24 protein-coding genes are annotated in these 24,180 nt (G+C 73.8%); 9 read left to right on the forward strand and 15 right to left on the reverse strand.

All coding sequences use genetic code 11. The features are described 5' to 3' along the window. Window positions 1–57: 57 nt before the first annotated feature. The gene (locus ACYU96_RS10965; RefSeq protein ID WP_460752939.1) at window positions 58–402 is read left to right on the forward strand and encodes an RNA polymerase-binding protein RbpA; all 345 of its coding nucleotides are present in this window, start codon (window positions 58–60) and stop codon (window positions 400–402) included. A gap of 22 nt (window positions 403–424) precedes the next feature. On the opposite strand, the gene lnt is transcribed toward ACYU96_RS10965, so the two are convergent. From lnt to ACYU96_RS11005, 8 genes are all read right to left on the reverse strand, one after another. After that, window positions 425–2,131, reverse strand: coding sequence for an apolipoprotein N-acyltransferase (gene lnt, locus ACYU96_RS10970; RefSeq protein WP_460752942.1), 1,707 nt, complete (start codon window positions 2,129–2,131; stop codon window positions 425–427). 30 nt (window positions 2,132–2,161) lie between these two features. After that, window positions 2,162–3,835 (reverse strand): amidohydrolase, encoded by a 1,674-nt coding sequence (locus tag ACYU96_RS10975; protein WP_460752945.1) that lies wholly within the window; start codon window positions 3,833–3,835, stop codon window positions 2,162–2,164. 53 nt (window positions 3,836–3,888) lie between these two features. Then, entirely contained in the window at window positions 3,889–6,813 is a 2,925-nt protein-coding gene (locus tag ACYU96_RS10980) for a DEAD/DEAH box helicase (RefSeq protein WP_460752947.1), read from the reverse strand. A gap of 101 nt (window positions 6,814–6,914) precedes the next feature. Further along, on the reverse strand, window positions 6,915–7,697 hold the full coding sequence (tatC, locus tag ACYU96_RS10985; protein WP_460752950.1) for a twin-arginine translocase subunit TatC: 783 nt from the start codon (window positions 7,695–7,697) through the stop codon (window positions 6,915–6,917). Window positions 7,698–7,700: 3 nt separating this feature from the next. After that, window positions 7,701–7,970, reverse strand: a complete 270-nt coding sequence (gene tatA / locus ACYU96_RS10990) for a Sec-independent protein translocase subunit TatA (RefSeq protein ID WP_460752953.1) — start codon at window positions 7,968–7,970, stop codon at window positions 7,701–7,703. A gap of 128 nt (window positions 7,971–8,098) precedes the next feature. Further along, window positions 8,099–8,455: a hypothetical protein gene (locus ACYU96_RS10995; protein ID WP_460752955.1), complete on the reverse strand. Its 357-nt coding sequence runs from the start codon at window positions 8,453–8,455 to the stop codon at window positions 8,099–8,101. Window positions 8,456–8,482: 27 nt separating this feature from the next. Continuing rightward, window positions 8,483–9,451 carry a helix-turn-helix transcriptional regulator gene (locus ACYU96_RS11000; protein ID WP_460752957.1) on the reverse strand — a complete coding sequence of 323 codons (969 nt, stop codon included), beginning with the start codon at window positions 9,449–9,451 and terminating at the stop codon, window positions 8,483–8,485. Then, complete coding sequence (locus tag ACYU96_RS11005; protein ID WP_460752960.1) at window positions 9,444–10,466, reverse strand: helix-turn-helix transcriptional regulator; 1,023 nt, start codon at window positions 10,464–10,466, stop codon at window positions 9,444–9,446. The genes ACYU96_RS11000 and ACYU96_RS11005 overlap by 8 nt, the downstream gene beginning before the upstream one ends. An 84-nt stretch (window positions 10,467–10,550) precedes the next feature. Here ACYU96_RS11005 and ACYU96_RS11010 point away from each other — a divergent pair, with 84 nt between their 5' ends. Genes ACYU96_RS11010 through ACYU96_RS11035 form a run of 6 tightly spaced genes read left to right on the forward strand, consistent with a single transcriptional unit; the run spans window position 10,551 to window position 15,828 of the window. Then, a complete protein-coding gene (locus tag ACYU96_RS11010; RefSeq protein ID WP_460752963.1) occupies window positions 10,551–11,729 on the forward strand; it encodes a DUF3866 family protein in 1,179 nt (392 codons plus the stop codon). Beyond that, a complete protein-coding gene (locus ACYU96_RS11015) occupies window positions 11,726–12,445 on the forward strand; it encodes a DUF4129 domain-containing protein (protein ID WP_460752966.1) in 720 nt (239 codons plus the stop codon). Before ACYU96_RS11010 ends, ACYU96_RS11015 begins: the two co-directional genes overlap by 4 nt. Continuing rightward, window positions 12,442–12,897, forward strand: a complete 456-nt coding sequence (locus tag ACYU96_RS11020; protein WP_460752969.1) for a hypothetical protein — start codon at window positions 12,442–12,444, stop codon at window positions 12,895–12,897. Before ACYU96_RS11015 ends, ACYU96_RS11020 begins: the two co-directional genes overlap by 4 nt. Next, on the forward strand, window positions 12,894–13,880 hold the full coding sequence (locus ACYU96_RS11025) for an AAA family ATPase (RefSeq protein ID WP_460752973.1): 987 nt from the start codon (window positions 12,894–12,896) through the stop codon (window positions 13,878–13,880). The genes ACYU96_RS11020 and ACYU96_RS11025 overlap by 4 nt, the downstream gene beginning before the upstream one ends. Continuing rightward, on the forward strand, window positions 13,877–15,262 hold the full coding sequence (locus tag ACYU96_RS11030) for a DUF58 domain-containing protein (protein ID WP_460752976.1): 1,386 nt from the start codon (window positions 13,877–13,879) through the stop codon (window positions 15,260–15,262). The genes ACYU96_RS11025 and ACYU96_RS11030 overlap by 4 nt, the downstream gene beginning before the upstream one ends. Further along, window positions 15,259–15,828, forward strand: coding sequence for a hypothetical protein (locus ACYU96_RS11035; RefSeq protein WP_460752979.1), 570 nt, complete (start codon window positions 15,259–15,261; stop codon window positions 15,826–15,828). Before ACYU96_RS11030 ends, ACYU96_RS11035 begins: the two co-directional genes overlap by 4 nt. Window positions 15,829–15,891: 63 nt before the next feature. On the opposite strand, the gene thpD is transcribed toward ACYU96_RS11035, so the two are convergent. From thpD to ectA, 4 genes are all read right to left on the reverse strand, one after another. After that, complete coding sequence (gene thpD / locus ACYU96_RS11040) at window positions 15,892–16,803, reverse strand: ectoine hydroxylase (RefSeq protein WP_460752982.1); 912 nt, start codon at window positions 16,801–16,803, stop codon at window positions 15,892–15,894. A 65-nt stretch (window positions 16,804–16,868) separates the two neighbouring features. After that, a complete protein-coding gene (locus tag ACYU96_RS11045) occupies window positions 16,869–17,282 on the reverse strand; it encodes an ectoine synthase (protein WP_460752985.1) in 414 nt (137 codons plus the stop codon). A gap of 95 nt (window positions 17,283–17,377) precedes the next feature. Beyond that, complete coding sequence (gene ectB, locus ACYU96_RS11050; RefSeq protein ID WP_460752987.1) at window positions 17,378–18,652, reverse strand: diaminobutyrate--2-oxoglutarate transaminase; 1,275 nt, start codon at window positions 18,650–18,652, stop codon at window positions 17,378–17,380. 89 nt (window positions 18,653–18,741) lie between these two features. Then, window positions 18,742–19,230, reverse strand: coding sequence for a diaminobutyrate acetyltransferase (gene ectA, locus ACYU96_RS11055; protein ID WP_460752990.1), 489 nt, complete (start codon window positions 19,228–19,230; stop codon window positions 18,742–18,744). 142 nt (window positions 19,231–19,372) lie between these two features. On the opposite strand from ectA, the gene ACYU96_RS11060 reads away from it, so the two are divergent. Beyond that, entirely contained in the window at window positions 19,373–20,023 is a 651-nt protein-coding gene (locus ACYU96_RS11060) for a GNAT family N-acetyltransferase (RefSeq protein WP_460752991.1), read from the forward strand. A gap of 18 nt (window positions 20,024–20,041) precedes the next feature. Here ACYU96_RS11060 and ACYU96_RS11065 read toward each other — a convergent pair whose 3' ends face one another. Next, the gene (locus ACYU96_RS11065) at window positions 20,042–20,668 is read right to left on the reverse strand and encodes a tyrosine-type recombinase/integrase (protein WP_460752994.1); all 627 of its coding nucleotides are present in this window, start codon (window positions 20,666–20,668) and stop codon (window positions 20,042–20,044) included. Between the two features lie 68 nt (window positions 20,669–20,736). On the opposite strand from ACYU96_RS11065, the gene ACYU96_RS11070 reads away from it, so the two are divergent. Further along, the gene (locus ACYU96_RS11070; protein WP_460752997.1) at window positions 20,737–21,417 is read left to right on the forward strand and encodes an IMPACT family protein; all 681 of its coding nucleotides are present in this window, start codon (window positions 20,737–20,739) and stop codon (window positions 21,415–21,417) included. A gap of 4 nt (window positions 21,418–21,421) precedes the next feature. Here the strand turns inward: ACYU96_RS11070 and ACYU96_RS11075 are convergent, their stop codons facing one another. Together ACYU96_RS11075 and ACYU96_RS11080 are read right to left on the reverse strand one after the other, a co-directional pair. Further along, entirely contained in the window at window positions 21,422–23,428 is a 2,007-nt protein-coding gene (locus ACYU96_RS11075) for a M48 family metalloprotease (protein ID WP_460753000.1), read from the reverse strand. Between the two features lie 7 nt (window positions 23,429–23,435). Then, complete coding sequence (locus ACYU96_RS11080) at window positions 23,436–24,059, reverse strand: LemA family protein (protein WP_460753002.1); 624 nt, start codon at window positions 24,057–24,059, stop codon at window positions 23,436–23,438. Between the last annotated feature and the right edge of the window lie 121 nt (window positions 24,060–24,180).

Genomic DNA, 24,180 nt, shown 5'->3' on the forward strand with positions numbered 1-24,180 from the left:
CTTCGGGCGTTCGCAAGACCGTCCACAGTCACCTTTCCCGAGACCCTGGAGGACGACATGGCTGACCGCTCCCTGCGCGGCATGAGCATCGGCTCGAAGAGCATGGAGTCCGACGAGGGCGTGGACTTCGCCCCGCGGTTCCAGGCGTACTACGACTGCCCCAACGGGCATACCATCATCCTCCCGTTCGCGACCGACGCCGACGTGCCGGCCCTGTGGGAGTGCCGCTGCGGTGCCGAGGCGCTGCTGCGGGACGCGGAGCGTCCCGAGGCGAAGCCGGGCAAGCCGCAGCGTACGCACTGGGACATGCTTCTGGAGCGGCGCACCGTCAAGGAGCTGGAAGAGCTTCTCGACGAGCGGCTCGAGCTCCTGCGGGCGGGCAAGCTGCGCCGCTCGGCGTGACGCCCCGCGTCGTCCGGCCGCCTCACCTGACGAGCGCCTCGTGGCCCTGTGCCGCGGGGCGCTCGTCGTGTGTCCGCGTCCGTGCGGTGCGGCGCTCGCGCACGCGGGCCACGACGCCGGCGATCACGAGCAGCCCGGCCAGGCCGCCGGCGATCCAGCCCGGCCAGTAGCCGGCGGCGACGGCGGGCGTGATGCTGTTCCGCAGCGGCAGGGCGGCGGCGAGGGTCTCGTGGGTGAACAGCTCGGTGGTGGCCACGAGCGTGCCGTCGGGGGCGACGATCCCGGAGACGCCGACCGTGGAGACCTGGACGGCGGCCCGGCCGGTGGTGACGGCCTGCATGCGGGTCATCTGGAGCTGCTGGGTGGACTCCGCGGTCCGGCCGAACGCCGCGTTGTTCGTCGGGACGACGAGTACCTGGGCGCCGCGCTGCACGGCGTCGCGCACGATCTCGTCGTAGGCGACCTCGAAGCAGATGATCGTGGCGATGCGTGGGCCGTCGTCCCCGCCGAGCGGGCCGCCGGGCAGGTCCATCACGGCGGGCCCGGTGCCGGGCAGCATGTCGACGGTGACGCGGTCGACCTGGTCGGACAGGAGCCGTACGAGACCACGCAGCGGGATGTACTCGCCGAACGGCGCGGGCCGCTGCTTCGCGTACTCCTGGGTGACGCCTGTCCCTGCCTCCCACAGCAGGGACAGGTTGTAGCGTCCGCCGTCGTCGGGGTACTCCTGGGCGCCCACCAGGACTGGGGCTTCCACGGCGCGGGCGGCGTCGTCGAGCGCGGCCGCGACGCCGCTGTCGGTGCGCGGGTCGGCGCCGGACGAGTCCTCGGGCCAGAGGACGACGTCGAGCTCGCCGGCGAAGTCCTGGGCGAGCTCGTAGGTGCCTTCGAGGTGGTTGCCGAACATCTCGGGGCGCTGGGCGAAGACGCCGAGGTCGGGGTCGCCGACGTTGCCCTGCACGGCGCCGGCCCGCAGGATGCCGTCCTCCGCCTGGTCGCGGCCGGCGTCGTACACCTGGGCGCCGTCGTCGGCGGGGCGGGTGCCGGCGGTCGGTGCGCCGGGCAGGGGCAGGAGCAGGGGGGCGACGACGATCGCCGTCGCGGCCCCGACCGCGCCGGCGGAGCGTCCCCAGGTCGCCGCCGCACGCGGGTGGGCGGCGACCGCGCGGACGGCGGCCGCGAGGCCGAGGCCGGCGAGGCAGACGGCGAAGGTGACGAGCACGGCGCCGCCCAGCCAGGCGGCGCGCCCGAGCGGGGCGTCGGCCATGGCCCAGGCGAGCCGGCCCCACGGGAAGCCGCCGAACGGGACCTCGCTGCGCCACTGCTCGACCGCGGTGAAGACGACGGCGAACGCGACGGCCTGCCAGGCCGCGCCGAGCGGCACGTCCCGGCCGCGCGGGACCGCGCGCACGGCGCGTCGTGCCCACGTCCACAGCGCGCCGAACAGGGCGAGGAACAGGGCCTCCACGGTCGACATCGCGATCCAGGGAGCGACCTCGGTGGCGTTGACCGCCCACCACACGTGCGGGAGGAAGAACGTGATCCCGAACGCGAACCCCCACAGCGTGTTCCACCAGGCGTGGTCCTCGCGCAGCGCCCACCACAGCAGCGCGACGGCGACGAACGCGGCCGGCCACCATCCGGTGCCGGGGAACGCGGCCCACAGCGTCACGCCACCGGTCACGGCGAGGAATAGGTGCAGGAGCCTCTGGGGCGATCGACTGGCCACTCCTCACCCTAAACCGTCGCCGAGGGCGGGCTACGCGAGCGCGTCGTGGATGACGACCCCGTCGCGGACGGTCTGCAGGCACTCGGGCGCGGGGGCGTCGTCGCCGAGGGCGGGCAGGAGGGGCTGCCCGGCGCGCGCCTCCTGGCTCCAGGAGGACAGGCGGCTGAGGCGTTCGGAGCCGGTCTGCACGGTCAGCGCGTCGGCGCGCCAGACGGCGAGGTGGGCGGGCGCGCCGACGCGCAGCTCGCCGGCACCGGTGTGGTCGAGGCCGGCGAGGCGCCAGCCGCCGCGCGTGTGCGCGCGGAACGCGGCGCGGGCGGACATGCGCTGGTCGGGGTCCTCGTGCGCGGTCGCGGCCCGCACGGCGGCCCACGGGCCGAGGGTGGTCACGGGGGTGTCGGAGCCGAACGCGAGGGGCACCCCGGCGCCGACGAGGTCGGCGAACGGTTGCAGCGACCCGGCGCGCACGGGGCCGAGCCGGCCGGCGTACATGCCGGTGGCGCCGCCCCACAGGGCGTCGAACGCGGGCTGCATGGACAGGGAGACGCCGTGCAGCAGCAGGGAGGACAGCGCCTGCGCGTCCACGAACAGGCCGTGCTCGATGCGGTGCCGGCCCGCGCGCAGGCGGGACTCGCCCTCGACCTGCGCGGCGACGTGGAGGCCGAGGAGGACCTCGTCCATCGCGCGGTCCCCGATGACGTGGAACCCGGCCTGCCTGCCGGTGGCGGTCACGGCGCTGAGGTGGTTCGCGATCTCCTCGGCGGACAGGTACAGGTTGCCGTACCAGGCGGACCCGTCGGGGCCGGCGGCCAGGTCGGTGTAGGGGGCGCGCAGGGCGGCGGTGCGCGACCCGATGGACCCGTCGACGGTGAGGTCGCCGGCGATGCCGGTGAGGTAGGGCAGCTCGGCGAGGAGCCCGGTGGCGTCCTCGGCGGTCTCGCACAGCTCGCCCCGGTAGGCGACGACGTGCGGCAGCCCGCTCGCGGCGTCGGCGGTGGCGGTCATGATGTCGGTGAGGCCGTCGCGGGTGTCGAGGTGCGGGGCGCTCATCTCGTGCACGGACACGATGCCGCGGCGGGCCCACCCGGCCAGCGCGGACCGGGACAGGCGGGCGCGGCGCTCGGGCGACATGCGGCGGGACACGTCACGCACGTCGTGGTGCGCCTCGGCGGCCAGGAGACCGTCGGGCGCCGAGCCGGGCAGCCGGTCCACGCCCGCGGCCGACGCCAGGGCACTGGACACGACGGCGGAGTGGCCGTCGACGCGCCCCGCGTAGACGGGCCGCCCGCCGGCGACGTCGTCGAGCTCGGTGCGGGTGAAGGAGCGGCGCTCGGGCCACGCCTGCTCGTCCCAGCCGAACGCGAGGAGGCACTCGGTGCCGCCGGGGTCGGCGGCGTCGAGGCGGCGGGCACCGGCGGCCAGGGCGTCCAGCGCGGCGGCGAGGGTGCGCACCCCGGCGGACTCGGACAGGTCGACGGCCTCCATGGCCAGGCCGGTCTCCAGGACGTGCACGTGCGCGTCGACGAAACCGGGCGTGACCAGGGCGCCGTCGAGCTCGACGACACGGTCGGCGCGGGCTGCGAGCCCGTCGGCGGTGTCGTTCGCGCCGACCCAGGCCACGACGCCGTCGTCGACGAGGACCGCTTCCGCGAACGGGTCGGCGGACGTGTGCACGACGCCCCCGCGATAAAGAATCGAAGTCACGGCCCGAACCTTATGCGATCCGCCGCCTCGGCGACCGTCGGAAGCCGCCGCGGTCAGAGGCTCGAGTACGCGACCACGCCCCGCAGGACGCCGTCGTGCGCGCGGCGGGCGGTGCGGCGCAGCCTGTCCGAGGGGGCGGCGCCGGCGAGCTGGTCCAGGACGTCCAGCACCTGCTTGCACCAGCGCACGAAGTCGCCGGCCGCCAGCTCCGAGGCGGAGTCCAGGGCGACGCTCAGCGGCTTGCCACTGGCCCACCGGTGCACGGGCGCGACGATCCCGAGGTCGAGCCGCCCGGTCGCCTCGATGCCGTGCGCCTCCTCCAGGTCGTCGACCTCGGACCACACCCGCTGCGTGTCGTCCAGGGCGCGCGCCAGGCCCCCGCGGGGGCCGCCGGGCACGAAGGGGTCGCTCTCGCTCTCGCGCCGCCCCTGGTAGACGACGGCCGACACGACGGCGGCCAGACCGGCCGGGTCGAGGTCGTCCCACACGCCGCGGCGCAGGCACTCGGCCAGCAGCAGGTCGTTCTCCGCGTACAGGCGGCGCAGCCACCGGCCGGAGTCGGTCACGCGCAGCCCGGCGGCATGCTCCGGCGCCTCGGCGGCCTCGGCCACGTAGCCGAGCTCGGCCAGCACGTCGAGCGTGCGGTCGAAGATGCGCGCGATGCCACCGGTGCGGCCCTCCACGCGCCGCACGAGCTGGTCGTGCTCCGCCTGCAGCTTGCGCCACCGCTCCGCCCAGCGGGCGTGGTCCTCCCGCTCGGGACAGCCGTGGCACGGGTGCGCCCGGACCGCCGCCCGCAGCCGGGTCAGCTCCTCGTCCGAGGCCGCGTCCCCGCTGCTGCCCGCAGTCCCGCGCGCACCCTTGCCCGGACCGCCCCCACGCGGCGCGTCGGACAGGTCGGCGACCACCGCGCGCATGCGCAGCGCCAGGTCGCGGCGCACGTCCGCCTTGCGCGTGTTGGCGCCCTTGGGGATCTTCACGCGCGCGACCGCGCGCACCCCGCCCGGCACGTCCGCCAGGGTGAGGCGCTTGACCTGCCGTTCCTGGGTCAGCACCGTGGGACGCGGCCCGTCGAACCCGCCCGGCTCCCCCGAGTCCAGCACCAGCACGTAGCCGCGCCGCCGCCCCGTGGGCAGCTGCACCACGTCACCACGTCCCAGCTTCTCCAGCTCCGCGACCACCTCCGCCCGGCGCGCGCTCGTCGCCATCCGCGACAGCTCCTTCTCCCGCCGCGAGATGTCGGTACGCAGCCGCGCGTACTCGGCGAAGTCCCCCCGGTCGCACGTCATCGCCTTCGCGTACCCGTCCAGCGCCTCCGCGTGCGCCCGCGCCTGCTTGGCCAGCCCGACCACACCACGGTCCGCCTGGAACTGCGCGAAGCTCGTCTCCAGCACCTCCCGCGCCCGGTCCCGCCCCACCTGCGCCACCAGGTTCACCGCCATGTTGTACGTGGGCCGGAAGCTCGACCGCAGCGGGTACAGCCGCCGCGACGCCAGACCGGCCAGCGCCTGCGGGTCCAGGCCGTGATGGTCGACGACGACGGCGTGCCCCTCCACGTCGATGCCCCGCCGCCCCGCCCGGCCCGTGAGCTGGGTGAACTCCCCCGGAGTGATCGGCTGGTGCCCCGTCCCGTCCCACTTGACCAGCTTCTCCAGCACGACGGTCTTGGCCGGCATGTTGATACCCAGGGCCAGCGTCTCGGTCGCGAACACGACCTTGACCAGCCCCGCCTCGAACAGCTCCTCGACCGTCTCCTTGAACACCGGCAGCAGCCCCGCATGATGCGCGGCAACACCCCGCTGCAACGCCTGCGACCACGACCAGAAGCCCAGCACCTCCAGGTCCTCCGGCGGGATCGCCGCCGTACGACGCTCCACCACCTCCCGGATCTGCGCCTCCTGCGCCGCGCTCGTCAGCCGCAGTCCCGCCCGCAGGCACTGCTCCACCGCCCCCTCGCACCCCGCACGGGAGAACACGAACCAGATCGCCGGCAGCAGCCCGTCCCGGTGCAGCGCGTCCACCACCGCGAACCGCGGCGGCGTGCGGCGCCGCACCGCACCGCCACCGCCGTCGGACCCCACCTTCCGGCCGCCCCGGCCCCGGTACCCTCGGTCGCCACGCCCCCGGTAACCCCGGTCCCCGCCCCTGCTCCCGCCCCGGCCACCACCGTGGTCACCCGACCGGTTCCCGCGGAACGCCGCCGCCAGGTCCGGGTTGATCGGCGGGTTCGAGCCCGGGTCGAACGGATCCACGTGCCCCGCGTACAGGTCCAGCATCCGCGGGCGCCCCCGCGGCTCCGCCGAGCTCAGCTCCACGTGCTGCCACAACGGCACCGGCCGGCGCTCGCTGACCACGACGGCCGTGTCCCCGCGCACCATCTCCAGCCAGTCGCCGAACTCCTCCGCGTTGGACACGGTCGCGGACAGCGACACCAGCTGCACGTCGTCGGGCAGGTGGATGATCACCTCTTCCCACACCGGCCCGCGGAACCGGTCCGCGAGGTAGTGGACCTCGTCCATGACGACGTAGGCGAGCCCGTCCAGCGCCGCCGAGCCCGCGTACAGCATGTTCCGCAGCACCTCGGTGGTCATCACCACCACGGGCGCGTCGCCGTTGATGGTGGAGTCACCGGTCAGCAGGCCGACGTTGGCCGCGCCGTGCCGGGCGGCCAGGTCGGTGTACTTCTGGTTCGACAGCGCCTTGATCGGTGTCGTGTAGAACGCCTTGCGCCCGCCCGCCAGCGCCAGGTGCACCGCGAACTCCCCGACCACCGTCTTGCCGGCGCCGGTGGGCGCCGCCACGAGCACGCCACGGCCCGCCTCCAGCGCCTGGCACGCGGAGACCTGGAAACCGTCGAGCGTGAAGCCGAGGCGCTCGCGGAACGTGTCGAGCTCGGGGACGTCGGTGGCCCCTGCCACCTGCCTGCGGGACGCGGCGTAACGCTCGGCGGGACTGCGCTCATCGGCACGGCGGCTCATGGGGCACACACTACGTGCCGTGCCCGCCCGCGCGGGTCAGGTTTTCGCGACGCCCCTGCCGGCTCGCCCGCCCCTGCCCGTGCGGGCCGGTGCCGGCCCGGCTACGGCTCGGCGAGCATGCGCTCCTGGCGGCGCTCCTGGCGGCGGTCGTGCAGGTAGGCGAAGCCGAGGGCGACGAAGTAGAGCAGGCAGATCGGCAGGGCGACCAGGATCATCGTCCACGGGTCGGGGGTGGGCGTCATGACGGCGGCGAACGTGAACGCGACGAGCACGGCCCACCGCCAGCCCTTGGCCATGGAGGCGGCCGGCAGGACGCCGGTGAAGTTCAGGCCGGTCAGCACCACCGGGGACAGGAACGCGAGCCCGAACGCGATCAGGAGCCGCATCACCAGGGACAGGTATTCCTGGGCGTTGGTGAACGCGGTGGCGTCATCGGGCAGGAAGCCGGACAGGATCTGGATGGCGTGCGGGAACACGAACCAGGCCATGAGCGCGCCGCCGAGGAACAGCGGGATGGCGGCGCCGACGAACCCGTACGCGTACCGCTTCTCCCGCTTGGTCAGTCCCGGCGTGATGAACGCCCACAGCTGGTACAGCCACCACGGGCAGGTGACGAACACGGCGAGGAACAGCGCGGACTTGATCTTCAGGTCCAGGGCAGCCATCGGCCCGGAGAAGTTCAGCGTCATCTCGTTGCCGCGCATCGCCTCGGCGCTGACCAGCGGCTGCTGCAGGGCCAGGAGCAGCGGGTCGTACAGCAGCCAGCCGGCGACGGCGCCCACGAGGAGGCCGACGGCGATGAGCACGACGCGCTTGCGCAGCTCCCGCAGATGGTCGAGGAGTGGCATCCGGCCGTCGGCCGGACGCGCCTTCGTCCGGGGCACCTGTCAGGCCTTGGGGGCGTCGTCGCCCTTCGGAGCCCGCTGCTGGCCATCGGCCGCGGGCTCGCCCGTCGTGGTGTCCTTCTCCGTCGTGGTGTCCTTCGAGCTGTCCTTGTCGGCGTCCTTGCCGTCCGCGCGCAGCTCGTTGACCTCGGACTTGAAGATCTTCATGGACTGTCCGACGCTCTTGGCGAGCCCGGGCAGCCGGCTGGAGCCGAACAGCAGCAGGATGACGGCGATCAGGACGATCCAGTGCCACGGCTGTAGGGCGCCCATGGTGTCTCCTTGTTCGTAGGACGGCACCGGGGGTGATCGGCCGGCGCCGAACGGACTGATAGGTCGATCCTACGCACGAACGAGCGCCGAGCGGTAACCCTCGGCGGGACACGGGGTGCCCCGTGGCGTCAGTCGTTGAAGTGCTGCCACCGTTCCCACGTCTGCTCGTGGCGGGCGCGGCGCGCGACCTTGCGGTCCGCGCGCGCCTCGCGCACGGCCGCGACGCGCGCGTAGTGGGTGGTCAGGTCGTGCGCGAACATGCTCGCGCGCCGCTCCCCGTCGCTGTCCGACGACGTCCCCGCGCCCTGCGCCTCCAGCGCGGCGTCCAGCCGGACCAGAGCCGGCCCGTGCCGCTCCTCGGCACGCTCGACCTCGGTCGTCAGCGCCTGCAGCGCGCGCCACAACCAGCGTCCCAGCAGCAGCGCGCCGAGGACGGTCGCGACCACCAGGACGCTCCACAGCGTCACCCAGAACCAGACCGGCATGCGTGCCTCCTTCCGTCAGGGGTCTCGTCAGGAGACGAGCTCGTCGTACAGGGCGAGGGTCTCGGCGGCGCTGTCGCGCACCTGCCCGGCCAGGTCGGGCGGCCACACGGACCGCACCTGGGAGGCCATCTCCAGCAGGACGCGACGCAGCCAGTCCGGGTTCGTGACGTGCAGGGTGACCTCGAAGTCCCCGTCGGGCAGGTTCGTGACCGTCTCGACGGGCACCTCCTCGGCGAACCAGCGGGCCGAGGACGCGAGCACCAGCCGCGCCAGCGGCGCCTCCGCGGCCGACACGCCCGACAGGTCCACCTCCCCCACGTCCGGATGCTCGGCGACGGGCTCGTCCAGGAGCGTCGCGGTCAGGATCCGGTCCACCCGGAACGTGCGCGGCCCGCCGGCCCGGTAGCACCACGACGCGAGGTACGAGTGGTCGTCCGTCGTGTGGAGACGGACCGGGTCGACGTCCCGCTCGCTGGCGGCGTCGGACCCGGACACGTACCGGATGCGCAGCCGCCTCCCGGCGCGCAGCGCCGCGGTGAGCCTGGCCACCACCTGCGGGTCCCCGCCCGCGGCGAGCCGCACGTCCAGGGCGTCGGCCGCCTCCCCGGTGGCGTCGGTCAGCTTGGCCAGCGCGGACTCCACCAGGTCCGACTGCGCCGCGTCCGTGGCGACGGCGTCGACCTCCCGCATCGCACGCAACGCCGCCACCAGCGCGACCGCCTCGCTCGGACCGAGCCGCAACGGCCGCGTCATGCCACGCGACTCCGTCAGCCGCACCACGCCCGACTCGATCGAGTCCGCGTCGAAGTCGAGGAGATCGTCCGGCCAGTACCCCGGGGTGCCCGACACCCACAGCGCATCCACGTCCGCGTGGATCTGCGCCGCCGTCACCCCGAACCGGGCGGCGAGCTCCGCCACCGGCACCGGCCCCGCACCATCGAGATACGCGACCAGCCCCAGCAGCCGCACCAGCCGGTCGTCCGCCCGCTCAGCCACGTCCACCACTCCCCTCGACGACCCCCGCAGGCTCCGGCCCGACGACGGTCGCGGCCGCCTCCGACAGCCGCCGCACCACCTCGGACCGCAGCTCGGGAGGATCCAGCACCAGCACCGCCGCACCATACCCGGCCAGGTGCGCACCCATCCCGTACACGCTCCGGAACGGCAGCTCCACCAGGTCCCGCGGCCCGGCCACCCCCGCCGCCGCCAGCACGGCCGAGCCGTCACCCGCCACCTGCTTGCCCCGCGTGCGCAGCTCCGCCGCACGATCCGGAAGGATCGCGAGCAACGCCGTCCGCATCGGCACGTCACGACGCGACTTGCCCAGCATCCGGTCCGTGTCCAGCCCCGGCGGCACCTCGAACGCACCCGGCGGACCCGACAACCTCACCCGCCCCTCGATCCGCGACAACCGGAACACCCGCGGCGAAGAACGCTCCAGGTCATGACACAGCAGATACCAGCCACCACCCCGCGCCGCGATCCGCCACGGCTGCACCTTGCGCACCCGCACCTGCCCGTCCGACGCCGCCCGGTACCGGAACGTCACCACCCGCCGCTCCGACACCGCCTCCAGCAACGGCCCGTACGCGTCCCCCGCCGCACGCACCCGGGGCACCAGCCCCGCCAGCGCATCCCCCGCAGGCCCCGGCGCCCCCGCCGCACGCAGCTTCACCAGCGCCCGCGCCATGTCCGTGCGCAACGCCTTGTCCGCCCAGAACCGCGCCGCCAACGACAGCACCCCCAGCTCCGCCGGCGTCAGATCGATCTGCCCCAGCGCGTACGCGTCCCGATCCACCCGGTACCCCACCTCGTCCGTGTGACCACCCAGCCCCACGGTCGACACCGGGATACCCAGCGCCCGCAACGTGTCCTTGTCCCGCTCGAACATCCTCTCGAACGCCTCGTCGCTCGACGCGTCCGCATACCCCGCCACCGCCGCACGCACCTGCGACCTGGTCATCGCCACATCGGTGTTCACCAAGGCGATGACCAGGTTCAACATTCGCATCGCGGGATTCAGCTGGGGAGTCGTCACGGCACTCACACGGGTCGCAGTCGAAGCGGGCATCGGCACAACGGTAGCCTCGGATCCGTGATCACGTGGCGCATCGGCACCGTTCTGTCCACAGGCAAGCGCTGGCGAGGCGCCACCGAGCTCATCACCGCCCTCGACCGGCCCCTGCCCTCCACCGACCAGGACACCGGCCCCAGCGAGGTCCGCGCCCTGGCCTACACCGACCTCGTCGGCGACCCCCAGCCCGGCGACGCCCTCCTCCTCAACGTCACCGCCCTCGCCCGCGGCCTCGGCACCGGCGGATACGCCCTCGTCGTCGGACCCGCCAGCCGCCACGGCGAACCCCTCGCCGACGTCCCACCCGACCCCCTGCCCGGCCCCGGCCACCTCGTCAAGGCCCGCTACACCCCCCTGCAGACCATGGTCCTCGGCGTCGACGAACAAGAATCACCCCACCACCACACCCTCCGCGACGCCGACGACCTCACCGCCATGCCCGTCGTCACCGCCGACCTCCACTCCGCCCTCCCCGCCGTCATCGCAGGCGCCCGCCACGCCGCCACCCTCGCCGGCCGGCCCCCACCCCGCATCGCCTACGTCATGACCGACGGCGGCGCCCTGCCCGCCGCCTTCTCCCGCACCGTCGCCGCCCTCCGCGCCGCCGAATGGCTCGACACCTGCATCACCACCGGCCAGACCTACGGCGGCGACCTCGAAGCCGTCACCATCCACACCGGCCTCCTCGCCGCCCGCCACATCACCCGCGCCGACCTCGCCGTCGTCGTCCAGGGCCCCGGCAACCTCGGCACCGGAACCACCTGGGGCTACTCCGGCGTCGCCGCCGGCGAAGCCGTCAACGCCACCGCCGCACTCGGCGGACGACCCGTCGCCGCCCTCCGCGCCTCCGGCGCCGACCCCCGCACCCGCCACCACGGCATCTCCCACCACTCCCTGACCGCCTACGGACGCGTGGCGCTCGCGGCCGCCGACATCCCCGTCCCGGTGCCGGCGCCCGACGTGGAGGAGCTGCCCGGGTGGGGCCCCGACCTGACGGACCACATCCGGGCACAGGTCGCCGCGCTGGGCGCGGCCGGACGGCACCGGCTCGTGGACGTGCCGGCCGGCGACGACCTCGTCGCCACCCTGCGGACGTCCCCGGGAGGGCTGCGGACGATGGGCCGAGGGCTCGACGAGGACCCGGCCTCGTTCGTCACCGCGGCCGTCGCCGGCGTGCACGCCCAGCAGCTCCTCGCATGAGGCGGACGGTCGCCGCCACCGTGCTGCTGGTGCTGGTCGTCCTGGCCGCGGCCGCGACCACGCCCTGGGAGCTCAGCGCACCGCACCTGCCCGCGATCCTGCCGTCGAGCCCCACCGACCCGCCCAGCGTGCCGCCCGCACCGACGGGCGCCGCGACCAGCCCGCCGCTGGAGAACGACCTGGACCCCACGGCCCGCGCCGCCCTCCTGGTGGTGCTGTCCGTCCTGCTCCTGGCGTTCCTCGCGTGGCTCGGCACCGTCCTGGGCCGACGGCTGCGCGACCGCTACCTGCCCGAGACCGACGTCCCGCGGCACGCCCCCGCGGGCTCGGCCACCCCCGTCACGGCCACCGAGCTGGCCGCTGCCGTGCAGGACGCCGCCGAGCGTGCCCTGCACACGGTCGACCAGGCGGCCCGGCCGCGGGACGCCGTCGTCGCGGCCTGGGTCGCCCTCGAGGAGGCCGCGGCCGACCACGACGCCGCACGAGACCCCGCCGACACCCCCACCGAGTTCACCGGCACCGTCCTGGCGGCGACCGCCGCACCCGCAGCCGACGTCGCCACCCTGCGCGGCCTCTACCAGCGCGCCCGCTTCACCAGCCGCCCCGTCACCGCCGCCGACGTCGCCACGGCCCGCACCGCCCTCGCGCACATCGCCCGCGCCCTGGACCCCGCACCGCCCGCCCCCACCACGTCCGCCCCCGCGGAGACCCCATGACAAGCCCCGGGACGATCACCGTCGCCGTGCTCCTGCTCCTGACCGCCGGCGCCGTCGCGCTCGCCGGAGCGCTCCCCTGGACCCACGCCCTCGCCGGAGCGCTCGTCGTCGCCGTCCTCGTCGGCGTGCACCGCAGCAACGCGACGCCCGTCGACGACCCCACCTGGCCGCGCCGCGCCGAGGAGCCCCACGCAGGCGGCCGCCACGAGGTCTCCGACCTCGGCTGGTCCCTGCTCGACGGCGACGGCCACGTCAAGGACCACGTCACCCGCCGCGTCCGCACGCTCGCCGCCCGCAGGCTCCACCGCACCGGCCACGACACCCGAGACCTGCCCGCCGCCCTGGCCGACCGGCTCGGCACCGACCTCGGCCCCCGGCCCACCACCCGCACCCTCACCAGCTGGCTCGACGCGATCGACCGCCTCCCCGACGACAAGGATCCCCGCCCGTGAACGAGCACCGCACCGACCCGCTGCCCACCGACGACGTCGCCGCCCTGGCCGCACGCGTGCTGGACGAGGTGCGCACCGCCGTCGTCGGCATGGACCACGCCCTGCCCGTCGCACTCGCCACCATCCTCGCCGGCGGCCACGTCCTGTTCGAAGACGTCCCCGGCCTCGGCAAGACCCTCGCCGCACGCTCCCTCGCCACCGCCCTCGGCCTCGACTTCGCCCGCCTCCAGTGCACCCCCGACCTCCTGCCCAGCGACATCACCGGCTCCGCCGTCTTCGACCCCGCCACCCGCACCTTCGAGTTCCACCCCGGACCCGTCTTCACCGGCCTCTTCCTCGCCGACGAGATCAACCGCACCGCCCCCAAGACCCAGTCCGCACTCCTCGAAGCCATGGCCGAACGACAGGTCTCCGCCGACGGCACCAGCCACCCCCTGCCCCGCCCCTTCCACGTCCTGGCCACCTCCAACCCCGTCGAGTACGAAGGCACCTACCCCCTGCCCGAAGCACAGCTCGACCGCTTCATGGTCCGCCTCGCCGTCGGCTACCCCGACCCCCGCCAGGAGACCGACATCATCACCCGCCGCCTCGCCCGCCGCACCGAGGCCGCACCCGTCACCCCCGTCACCGACCCCGCCACCGTCCGCGCCATGCAGGCCGGCATCGAGACCGTCGAGATCGACCCCGACGTCGTGCGCTACTGCGTCGACCTCGTCCACGCCACCCGCACCCACCCCGCCCTCGAGGTCGGCGCCTCCCCCCGCGGCTCCCAGAACCTCACCCTCGTCGCCCGCGCCCTCGCCGTCACCGACGGCCGCGACCACGTCCTGCCCGAAGACGTCAAGCGCGTCGCCGTCCCCGTCCTCGCCCACCGCCTCACCCTCACACCCGACGCGTGGGCCCGAGCCACCCGCCCCGAAGACATCGTCACCAGCCTCCTTGCCACCGTCCCCACCCCAGCCACCGTCGGGACCAGCCGGTGACCTCCACCACCTCCCGACCCCCCACCTGGACCGCCACCACCAGCCGCCGCGCCGCCATCACCACCGGCCTCGTCCTCCTCGCCACCGCACTCCTCGCCGGCCGCCCCGACCTCGCCCTCCTCGGCACCCCCGTCCTCCTCACCGCCCTCTGGGCCGGCACCGCCCCCACCCGCCCCACCACCGCACGCCTCGACGAACCCCCCGGCGAGACCCGCGCCGGAGAGCTCACCGCGACACTCACCCTCGACGGTGGCGACACCCACCCCCTCGCCCACCTGCGCATCACCGCACCCGGCCACCGCGACACCGAGACCGTCGTCGCCACCGGCCCCGACCCACGCCCCCTCCACCTGCACCTCACCTCCGTACGCACCGGACCCCAGGACACCTTCGACGTCGCCCTGCGCGCCCACCACACCAGCGGCCACTGGGAACAACCCCCCTCCGGCGTCCACGGCGCTCGCCGCCTCGTCCTGCCGGCCACCACCCCGCTGGGCGCCGTCCCCCTCCCCGACACCCTGCGCGGGCTCACCGGCCCGCACACCTCCCGCCGCCTCGGCGACGGCACCGAGCTGCGCGACATCCACCCCTTCCACCCCGGGGACCGGCTGCGCCGCATCGACTGGCGCGCCACCGCCCGCCGCTCCCCGGACCTCGACGAGCTGTACGTCCGGCGCACCATGGCGACCGCCGAGGCCACCGCCCTGCTCGTGCTCGACTCCCGCGACGACGTCGGCCCCGACGTCCGCACCTGGCGCGGCTACGGCACCCGCCGCCCCGACGACCCCACCAGCCTGGACCTCGCCCGCCACGCCGCCGCCTCCGTCGCACGCCGGCTCGTGGAGAACGGCGACCGCGTCGGCATGGAGGACCTCGCCCGGAGACGCCGCCCCGTCCCGCCCGCCTCCGGCCGCCGCCACCTGCGCCGCCTCACCCACGGACTCGCCCTCGCCCACCCCGTGGACCGCGCCACCGGCCACGCGATCCGCGCGCCACGCATCCCCGCCGGCGCCATCGTCTACCTCTTCAGCACCCTGCTCGACGACGAGACCACCGCGCTCGCCCGCGCCTGGCGCGCCCTCGGGCACCGGGTCGTCGTCATCGACACCCTGCCCGGCCTGCGCCCCGTCCACCTGCCGCACCTCCGGCTCGCGTGGCGCATCACCCGCATGGAGCGCGACGACCGGATCGCCGGCCTGCGGCAGTCCGGGACGCCCGTGATCCACTGGGTCGACGCCGCAGCGGCCGGCACGACCGGCACGGGCGGCACCGGTGCACGACGCCGGCTCGAGGCCCTGGCCCGCGCCGGCCGCCGGCACGCGACGACATCACCGGCCGTCCCGGCGCCGCAGACGGTCCCGGCACCGAGGCCCGCGCCATGAGGAACCCCCTCCGGCGGCTCGGCCGGCAGTTCGGGCTCACCGAGGAGAAGCTGCCCCGCGTCGGCGTGCTCACCCGGCCCACCGTCCCGGGCTGGGCACTCCCTGCCACCCAGGCCGCCGCCGCGGCCCTGCTCCTCGCAGGAGCCGCCGGCGGGGCCGGCTGGGCCAGGCACGGCGCTTTCCTCGCGGGTGCCGGCGTACTCACCCTGCTCGTCGTCGTGCGACCCAGCCCCGGCACGGCAGGACTCCTGCTCTGCGCAGCCGGGGCCCTGCTGTGGATCTCCGGCGACGGGCCGTTCGACCCCCGCGTGCTCTGGCTCGCCCCCGTCGGCTACCTGCTGTGGCGCGCGACGTGGTGGGCGGCGCACGTGCCACCGTCCGGCCGCGTGGAGGTGGCCGCGCTGCTCGCCGGACGACGCCGCGCCGCCGCCGCCGTCGTCGCCACCGAGCTGCTGGCGCTGGCGGCCTGGGCGGTCACGACCCTGCCGGGCACCGCACCGGCGATCCTGCTGGGCGCGCTCGCCCTGGCGGCGCTCGCCGTGCTGGCGTTCTCCCGCGAGGGCTGAGACGGCCCCAGACGGCGGCGCGGCCTCGGGGAGGTCGCGCCGCCGTCTCCGGGAGCTGCTGTCTCAGAGCACCTGAGGCACCGGGGTGAAGTCCCGCGCGCCGAGGAACTCCGGGCGCCGGGCCTTGCCGGTGAAGGGCTCCACCGGCTCGTTCTCCACCGAGTTGTACACGAAGTAGAGCGTCGAGCTGGGGTACGGCGAGATGTTGCCGCCGGACCCGTGCATGCTGTTGGAGTCGAACAGCACGGCGCTGCCGGAGTCACCCTCCAGCACCTCGATCCCGTGCCGGTCGGCGAGCTGCGCGAGCGCGGCCGGGCTCGGCGTGCCCGACCCGTGCATGTCCAGCAGCGCCTTCTCCTCCTGGGTGGGCACGATGTCGCCGCACGACACGTAGGTGGTGTGCGAGCCCGGCATGATCATCAGCGGGCTGTTGAACGAGTGGAACTCGCTCAGCGAGATCGTGAAGCTCACCGCACGCATGCGGGGCATCCCGTCCTCGGCGTGCCACGTCTCGAAGTCCGAGTGCCAGTACACGTCGCCGCCGGCCAGGCCGGGCTTGGTGTTGGCACCGCTCTGATGGATGTACACGTCCGTCCCGAGGATCTGGCGAGCGCGCTCGACCAGGCGCGGGTCGTGCGCGACGCTCCGGAACACCTCGCTCGTCTCGTGCACCCCGAAGACGGAGCGCACCTCCTGCGAGGCTTCCTCGATGATCGTGCTGCGCTGGGCCAGGATCTCCGGGTCGGACACCATGCGCTCCAGCTCGGCGCGGAGCTCGGCGACCTCGGACGGCGTGATGAAGCCGTCGAACGTGAGGTAGCCGTTCTCCGCGAAGTCCTCCAGCTCGGAGGCGTCCAGCGGACCGTCGTCGGACGTCCCGTGCACCACGAAGTCTTCCCGCGGCATCAGGAGGAACTCACCCCCCGACCGTCGCGTGGGGTAGGCGTCAGCGACTTCCAGAGACGAGTCGGTCATTGCGGGTTCCTCCTGGACTGGGATCTTGCCAGCTTCGCGGATGAGCCCCGAGAGGCTCGGCACTTTCAGGCGCCGGGGGTCGGCTCGTCCTCCGTGATGAGCGGGTAGACGCCGTTCTCGTCGTGCACCTCGCGGCCCGTGACCGGCGGGTTGAACACGCACGCCATGCGCAGGTCGGTCTTGGCACGGACCGTGTGCTTCTCGTTGCCGTCGAGCAGGTAGCACATGCCGTCGCGGATCGGGTGGACCTCACCGGTCTCCCGGTTCACGAGCTCCCCCTCGCCGCCGACGCAGTACACCGACTCGATGTGGTTCGCGTACCAGAAGTCGCTCTCCGTGCCGGCGTACAGGATCGTCTCGTGGAAGGAGAAGCCGACGCCCTCCTTGGCCAGGACGATGCGGCGGCTGCGCCAGTTGCCGTCCTCGGGTGTGACGTCACGGTCGGTGCCGTCGAGGTCCTCGACGTAGGTGATCTTCACGGCGTGTGCTCTCGTTTCGTTCGGTGGGGTGGCGGGGGCGTCGCAGCACGCGACGACCCCGCCGGTGGGACAGGTGCCTGGGCCGTGCGGTGCCCTCAGGCCGCCGCGGCCTGCGGGGCGCCGAGCACCTCGGCGGCGGCGGTGGCGATGATGCCGAGACCGCGCTGCAGCTCCTCGGAGGTGATGACCAGCGGCGGCATGGTCTTGAGGACCTCGCTGTCGGGGCCGGACGTCTCCACGAGGAGGCCGTGCCGGAACGACGCCGCGGCGATCTTGCCGGCGGTCTCCTTGTCGGGGAACTCGATGCCCGTGAGCATCCCGCGGCCCTTGACGGCGGCGTCCTGGTAGCCGTCGGCGATCTTCTGCAGGCCCTCGCGCAGCTCGCCGGCACGCGCCTGGACCTGCTTCTCGAAGGTGTCGTCGGACCAGAACTTCCGCAGCGCGGCCGCGCCGGTGACGAACGCCGGGTTGTGGCCGCGGAACGTGCCGTTGTGCTCGCCCGGTTCCCACTGGTCCAGGTCGGGCCGGATCAGCGTGAGGGCCATGGGCAGGCCGTAGCCGGACAGCGCCTTGGACATGCAGACGATGTCCGGGACGATGCCCGCCTCCTCGAAGCTGAAGTAGGTGCCGGTCCGCCCGACGCCCGCCTGCACGTCGTCGACGATCAGCAGGATCTCGTGCGCCGCGCACAGGTCGGCCAGCGCACGCAGCCACTCCGGGCGGGCAGCGTTCAGACCGCCCTCGCCCTGCACGGTCTCCACGATGATCGCGGCCGGCAGGTCGACGCCGGACCCGCTGTCCTCGAGCACGCGCTCGAGCCACAGGAAGTCCTCGACGGCGCCCGAGAAGTAGTTGTCGTACGGGATCTTCGAGGTGTTGGTCAGCGGCAGGCCGGCGCCCATCCGCTTCATCGAGTTGCCGGTCACGGACAGCGCGCCGAGCGTCATGCCGTGGAACGCGTTCGTGAACGACAGGATGTGCTGGCGGCCGGTCACCTTGCGGGCGAGCTTCAGCGCCGCCTCGACCGAGTTGGTCCCCGTGGGACCGGGGAACATCACCTTGTAGTCGAGGCCGCGCGGGCGCAGGACGTAGTCCCGGAAGCTCGTGAGGAACTCGCGCTTGGCGACGGTCTGGATGTCGAGCGAGTGCACGATCGCTCCCGAGCGCAGGTACTCGACCAGCGGCTCGGTGAGGTCCGGAGGATTGTGCCCGTAGTTCATCACGCCGGCACCGGCGAAGAAGTCCAGGTACTCCTTCCCGTCTTCGTCCGTGACCGTGGAACCCTCCGCGGTCGCGAGCACGACGGGCCAGTTCCTGCAGTAGCTGCGGACCTGCGATTCGAGCTCGTCGAAGATGGTGGTCTGGGACATGGGGTCTCCGCTCCCGGGCATGGTCGTCGCCGCGGCGCTGCGCGTGGGCACGCCTGCGGTCGGTCTTGTCGTCGGATCGATGATGGTTGTCAGGCCGCCGTGGCGACCGGGCCGATACGGAACAGGTGCTCCGTGTCGTGGCCTCTCCCGAGCATCTCCTCGGTGAAGAGGGGGGTGCGTTCGACAACGGCGCCACGCGCCTGTGCGAACGAGGTGAACAGAGCGATCGACGCCGCGTTGTCCGCGGTGATCGTCGTTTCCAGGTAGGTGCAGCGCGGCACGGAAGAGACCACGTGGTCGAGCATCCTGGCGGCCAGCCGCCGCCCGCGGAACGCGGCGTCGACGGCGACCTGCCACACCATCAGCGTGGTTGGCTCTGCGGGACGGACGTAGCCGGTCAGGAAACCGGCGGGCTGTCCGTCGACCGTCGCGATCACCGACGTGGCGGCGAAGTCGCGGGCCCACAGCACGTAGGCGTAGGACGAGTTGAGATCGAGCGTCCGTGAGTCTCGGGCGATCCGCCACATGGCGGATCCGTCCTCGATCGTGGGCTCCTTCAGGCCCACTTCATCCTGCATAGTCCGTACTTCGTTGAGGTCTTCGTCGGAGGGCTGCATCGCCCATTAACCGTAACGGACTTTATTGACAGTGTCATGTTGCCGTCACAATTCGGCAACAGAGTGTGGGCAATCCCACGGCTCGAATCGATATCGTTCCCCTGTGATCGCCAACCACCGCGACAGCGGATCAACAATCCGGCCCTACCAGGCCAACGACCGGGATGCAGTGACCGAGATCTGCGTCCGGACCGCCGCCGGGGGCCAGGACGCCACGGGCATCTACTCCGACGACCTCCTCATGCCCGACGTGTACTGCCTTCCGTACGTCACCTACGCCCCCGACCTCGCCTGGGTCGTGGAGGCCGCCGACGGTTCTGCCGTCGGCTATGTCATCGCCGTGGCCGACACCCGGGCGTTCGCGACGTGGTGGGCCCGCGAGTGGGCACCCGGGTTCGTGGCACGCCACCCGGCGCCCGGGCCGATGGGCCGCCCGTTCGCGTACAGCGAGGCGGCACTCGTGCGCGACGGCGGCGACGGCGGCCGGATGGTGCGCGGGATCACGGACGAGGAGCTCACCGACTACCCGGCACACCTCCACATCGACCTCCTCCCCGAGGGCCAGCGCCAGGGTCTCGGCCGCCGCCTGCTCGACACCCTGCGCACGGAGCTCGCCGCCCGCGGCGTCCCGGGCGTGCACCTCGGCATGGACCCCGCCAACACGGGCGCCCGCGCCTTCTACGACGCCTACGGCTTCCACGAGCTCCCGTCCCACCGCGCGACAGCACCGCTGCTCGGGATCAGCACCTCCTGACGCCAGGCGGCGACCCGCCTACCGCTCCTGCTCCGCGCCCGTCTCCGTCCAGGCGCGCCGGACCTGCTCGAAGCGGGTGGGCAGCGGTGGGCGGGTCGCGCCGTACTTCGCGTTGGTGCGATGCACGAAGCGCCGCCACGACAGGACCAGGCCCTGGCGCGTGATCGGGAGGCCGCTGGCGACCGTGGTGCCGTTGTCGTGCGTGTGGTGCACCGTGAGCAGCAGCGCCCGCGGGACCGAGCCCTCCAGCTCCACGGCAAGCTCCTCGCGCACCGACATCCAGTGCTTCAGCAGCACCACCAGGTCGGACGGCAGCCGGTGCTTGCGCACCACGCGGTGCTTGCCGTGCCGCACCGTGGCGACCCCCTCTCCGGCGCGGGCCGCGTCCGGCCCCAGGTCGAGGTCCTCCACCCGTATCCGCAGCAGGTCGCCGTACCGCGCGCCGGTGGCGCGGACCAGGCCCGTGATGACAGCGAGCCGGGCGGTCTCCGGCTTCGCGCCCGGGCGCACGGCCTCCGTGGCGAGCTCGCGCCAGACCCACTCGGCCTCGTCGAGCGTGACCGGAGGGCGCGGGTAGCGGGCGTCGTCCGTCGGACCCCCTGGTGTCCTGGACTCTTCTGGTGACGCGCTGTTCTTACTGGCCATGGATGTATTCTACGCTTGGCACACTATTAATTCCAGGACGTCACGACACCTCACGTAGGCTCGGCGCCGTGACCGCGCCCGAACTCCCCAGCACGCTCGCCCGGCCGGTCGACCACGAGCTGGTGATCAAGAAGTCCCGGTTCCTGGCCCACGTCGCTCCCGTCGCCGACGGCACCGGGGCCGACGCCGTCGTCGCCCGGCTGCGCAAGCAGCACTGGGACGCGCGGCACCACTGCCTCGCCATGGTGCTCGGCGTCCGCGCCGACCACGCCCGGTCCTCCGACGACGGCGAGCCGTCCGGCACCGCGGGCGTCCCCATGCTGGAGGTGCTCAAGCACCGGCACCTGACCGACGTCGTCGCCGTGGTGTCCCGGTACTTCGGCGGCGTGAAGCTCGGCGCGGGCGGGCTGGTGCGCGCCTACTCGGGCGCGGTCTCGGAGGCGCTGGACGTCGCGGCCGGTGCCGGGATCGTGCTGCGGCGCGAGATCCTGCACGCGGTCGAGGTCCCGGTCCCCCACGCGGACGCCGGCCGGATCGACAACCTGCTGCGCGACTGGGCGGGGTCGCACGGCGCGGTCGTCGAGGAGCCCGTGTACGACACGGTCGCCAGGCTGCGCCTGCTCGTGCCCGGGGCACGCCTGGCGGCCTTGCGCGGGGACCTCGCCGCCGCGTCGTCGGGCACCCTCTCCCCCGAGGTCGGCGACAGCCGGGTCGTCGACGTGCGCGGTGACGTGCACCGGCGGTGGTGACCGGCTAGACGGCGACCGGCGGGAGCGGGCAGCGGAGCATCCCGCAGACCGTGCGGAGCAGCTCCAGCTCGGGGACGGTGAGCTCCCCGTCGTCGCCGACGACGGTGACCACCGCTTCGACCAGGCGCTGCTTCGCCGCCGGGCCCATCGCGTCGAGCGGGCCCCAGACCTTCTCGAGCGCGGCGACGCCCTCCGCAGGCGGGACGTACGGCGCGCCGGCGCCCCGCCCGTAGAGGCGGCCGAGCCCGGCCGCGAACGCGTGCCCGGCCGTGGACGGGTCCTCGTGCCCGGCGTCGGCGAGGACCGCGAGGAGGGTGACGGTGGCGTGCCGGACCGCCGCGTGCGGGTAGCGGCGGCCCGCCCAGGACGGGCGGTGGTGGCGCGCCTCGTGGAGCTGCTCCTGCAGCAGCCGCGACAGGCAGTACTCGACGACGTCGAGCCTGCCGTCGGCCCGCACCAGGTCGTGCACGGTGGCCATGATCGCGTCCTGCTGCGGGGCGTCGCGCTGCTGCAGCGCGGGGAACGCCAGCTCGGCCAGGGGCAGCCGCAGGTCCGGGGGCAGACCGGACAGGCTCTGCACCGCCCGCCGGACCGTTTCCGCGGCGGGCTCACCGAAGTGTCGCTCCACGGACGTCAGCTGGGCCGCCCGGACGTCCGGGCGGGCCGACAGCAGCAGCCCGAGCACCAGCGACACCGAGCCCTCCGGGCTGCGCGCCTCGGTCCGCAGGTGCTCGGGGATGCGCTCCAGCGTGCTGCCCGCCTGCTGGAGCGCCTCGGGGTCGAGACTCCCGATCGCGGCGACGACGGCGGCCGGGTCCGCACGCACCGTCCCGGGCGGCGCGACGCGCGACGCGGGCTCCGGCGCGGAGCCGCCGGAGCCCGCACTCGTAGGCGCCGACTCCGCCGCGGGGCCCGGTGCCGGCACCCGGGGAGCTTCCTGTCCGTCCCCTCCGTCCCCTGCGTCTCCGGCGCCCCGCGACCCGGAGAGCCCCAGCGCGCGGTCCTCCGCCGCGCCGGACGGCGGGCTCGTCGCCCACTGCCGCCGCAGCCGCTCCAGGTCCTCCGGGCTCGTGCCCGGCTCCAGCACCCGGATGCGGTCGATCAGCGGCGGGTGGGTCGCGAGCAGCTGCCCCTTCAGCCCCCGGGCGGAGCCGAACAGCATGTGGCCGACCTCGTCCGCGCGGGGACTGCGGACCGCCGAGCTCTCCGTCAGCCCCGCGATCTTCTTCAGCGCGCCCGCCAGGCCGGCGGTCTGGCGGGTGTACTGCACCGCGGACGCGTCCGCCAGGTACTCCCGCTGCCGCGACACCCCCGCCTGGATGACCTTGCCGACGCCGTACCCGACCAGCCCGGCCGCGATCATCGCCACGCCGAACAGCGGCACCGGGTTGCGGTTCCCTCCACGCACCATCGTCAGCACCCGGCCGGTGACGAACAGCACCAGCAGCCCGAACAGCAGCCCCATCAGCTTGATGTTGAGCCGCATGTCCCCGTTGACGACGTGGCTGAACTCGTGCGCGATCACGCCCTGCAGCTCGTCGCGGTTCAGCCGGTTCAGGGAGCCCCGCGTCACGGCGACCGCCGCGTCGGACGGCGACCATCCGGCAGCGAACGCGTTGATCCCCCGCTCGTGCTCCAGCACGTACAGGGCGGGCACGGGGGTCCCGGACGCGATCGCGATCTCCTCCACCACGTTGCGCAGCCGCCGGAGGTCCGGGTCCCGCGTGTCGGCGGGGACCGCCGTCCCGCCCAGCGACTCCGCCACCCGCGCACCGCCGCCGTTGCGCAGCGACATCGACTTGAACAGCGACGACAGGCCGATGAGCGCCACCGTGAGCACGCTCGCCACGGTGAGCGACACCGCGACGGTCTCGGCGGGCGACCCGACGCCGATCGCGAACCAGACGGCGAGGTCCACCACCGCCACGGTCCCGGCGACGGCGAGCGCGAAGAGCAGGACGAGGCGCGCGGACATCCGGCGGAGCTGCCGCTGTCGCTCGAAGAAGTTCATCCGGCGCTCAGGCGGGGTAGTCGGGCAGGCCCAGGTCCACCTGCGGCGCCTCGCGCTCGGCCGGGTCCTCGATCTCGAACAGCGCGGCCTCGGTGAAGCCGAAGGGCCCGGCGATCAGGCTGGCCGGGAACACCTCACGCTTGTTGTTGTAGAACATGACGCCGTCGTTGAACGCCTGGCGGGCGAACGCGACCTTGTTCTCCGTGGAGCGCAGGTCTTCCATCGCCTGCAGGAGGGTCTGGTTGGCCTTGAGGTCCGGGTAGCTCTCGGTGAGGGCGATGAACCGGCCCATGGCCTGGGTGAGCATGTTCTCGCCCTCGGCGAGCGCCTGCATCGCCGCAGGGTCGCCGGGGTCGGCGTTGGCGGCGGACTGCGCGTTCACGGCCTGCGACCGGGCCTGGATGACGGCCTCGAGGGTGGAGCGCTCGTGGACGAGGGATCCCTTGGCCATCTCGACGATGTTCGGGATGAGGTCGTGGCGCCGTTTGACCTGGACGTCGACCTGCGCCCACGCGTTCTTGTAGGCGTTGCGAGCGCGGACGAGGCCGTTGTAGATCCCGACCGCCCAGAACGCCAGCACGAGGAGGATGACGACGACGATCGCCAGCACGATGACTGCTCCGATGTCCATGACCGCTCTTTCCGCTCGACCCGCCGCACGTCTCGGGTGCACGTCGCGGGTGCATGTCTCAGGCTCTCGCGGCCAACGTATACCAGGAGGCCGACAGGGTCCCGCAAAGTGCGGCGCCGCC

The organism is Myceligenerans cantabricum (assembly GCF_054777735.1).

Excerpts from the sequence above, each read along its gene's own strand:
- ACYU96_RS11065 (WP_460752994.1), bottom strand. The coding sequence starts at position 20,668 with ATGGCCAGTAAGAACAGCGCGTCACCAGAAGAGTCCAGGACACCAGGG.
- ectA (WP_460752990.1), bottom strand. The coding sequence starts at position 19,230 with ATGCAGGATGAAGTGGGCCTGAAGGAGCCCACGATCGAGGACGGATCC.
- ACYU96_RS11075 (WP_460753000.1), bottom strand. The coding sequence starts at position 23,428 with ATGAACTTCTTCGAGCGACAGCGGCAGCTCCGCCGGATGTCCGCGCGC.
- ACYU96_RS11020 (WP_460752969.1), top strand. The coding sequence starts at position 12,442 with ATGACAAGCCCCGGGACGATCACCGTCGCCGTGCTCCTGCTCCTGACC.
- ACYU96_RS11005 (WP_460752960.1), bottom strand. The coding sequence starts at position 10,466 with ATGCGAATGTTGAACCTGGTCATCGCCTTGGTGAACACCGATGTGGCG.
- ectB (WP_460752987.1), bottom strand. The coding sequence starts at position 18,652 with ATGTCCCAGACCACCATCTTCGACGAGCTCGAATCGCAGGTCCGCAGC.
- tatA (WP_460752953.1), bottom strand. The coding sequence starts at position 7,970 with ATGGGCGCCCTACAGCCGTGGCACTGGATCGTCCTGATCGCCGTCATC.
- ACYU96_RS11080 (WP_460753002.1), bottom strand. The coding sequence starts at position 24,059 with ATGGACATCGGAGCAGTCATCGTGCTGGCGATCGTCGTCGTCATCCTC.
- ACYU96_RS11015 (WP_460752966.1), top strand. The coding sequence starts at position 11,726 with ATGAGGCGGACGGTCGCCGCCACCGTGCTGCTGGTGCTGGTCGTCCTG.
- ACYU96_RS10995 (WP_460752955.1), bottom strand. The coding sequence starts at position 8,455 with ATGCCGGTCTGGTTCTGGGTGACGCTGTGGAGCGTCCTGGTGGTCGCG.
- ACYU96_RS10980 (WP_460752947.1), bottom strand. The coding sequence starts at position 6,813 with ATGAGCCGCCGTGCCGATGAGCGCAGTCCCGCCGAGCGTTACGCCGCG.
- ACYU96_RS10965 (WP_460752939.1), top strand. The coding sequence starts at position 58 with ATGGCTGACCGCTCCCTGCGCGGCATGAGCATCGGCTCGAAGAGCATG.
- ACYU96_RS11035 (WP_460752979.1), top strand. The coding sequence starts at position 15,259 with ATGAGGAACCCCCTCCGGCGGCTCGGCCGGCAGTTCGGGCTCACCGAG.
- thpD (WP_460752982.1), bottom strand. The coding sequence starts at position 16,803 with ATGACCGACTCGTCTCTGGAAGTCGCTGACGCCTACCCCACGCGACGG.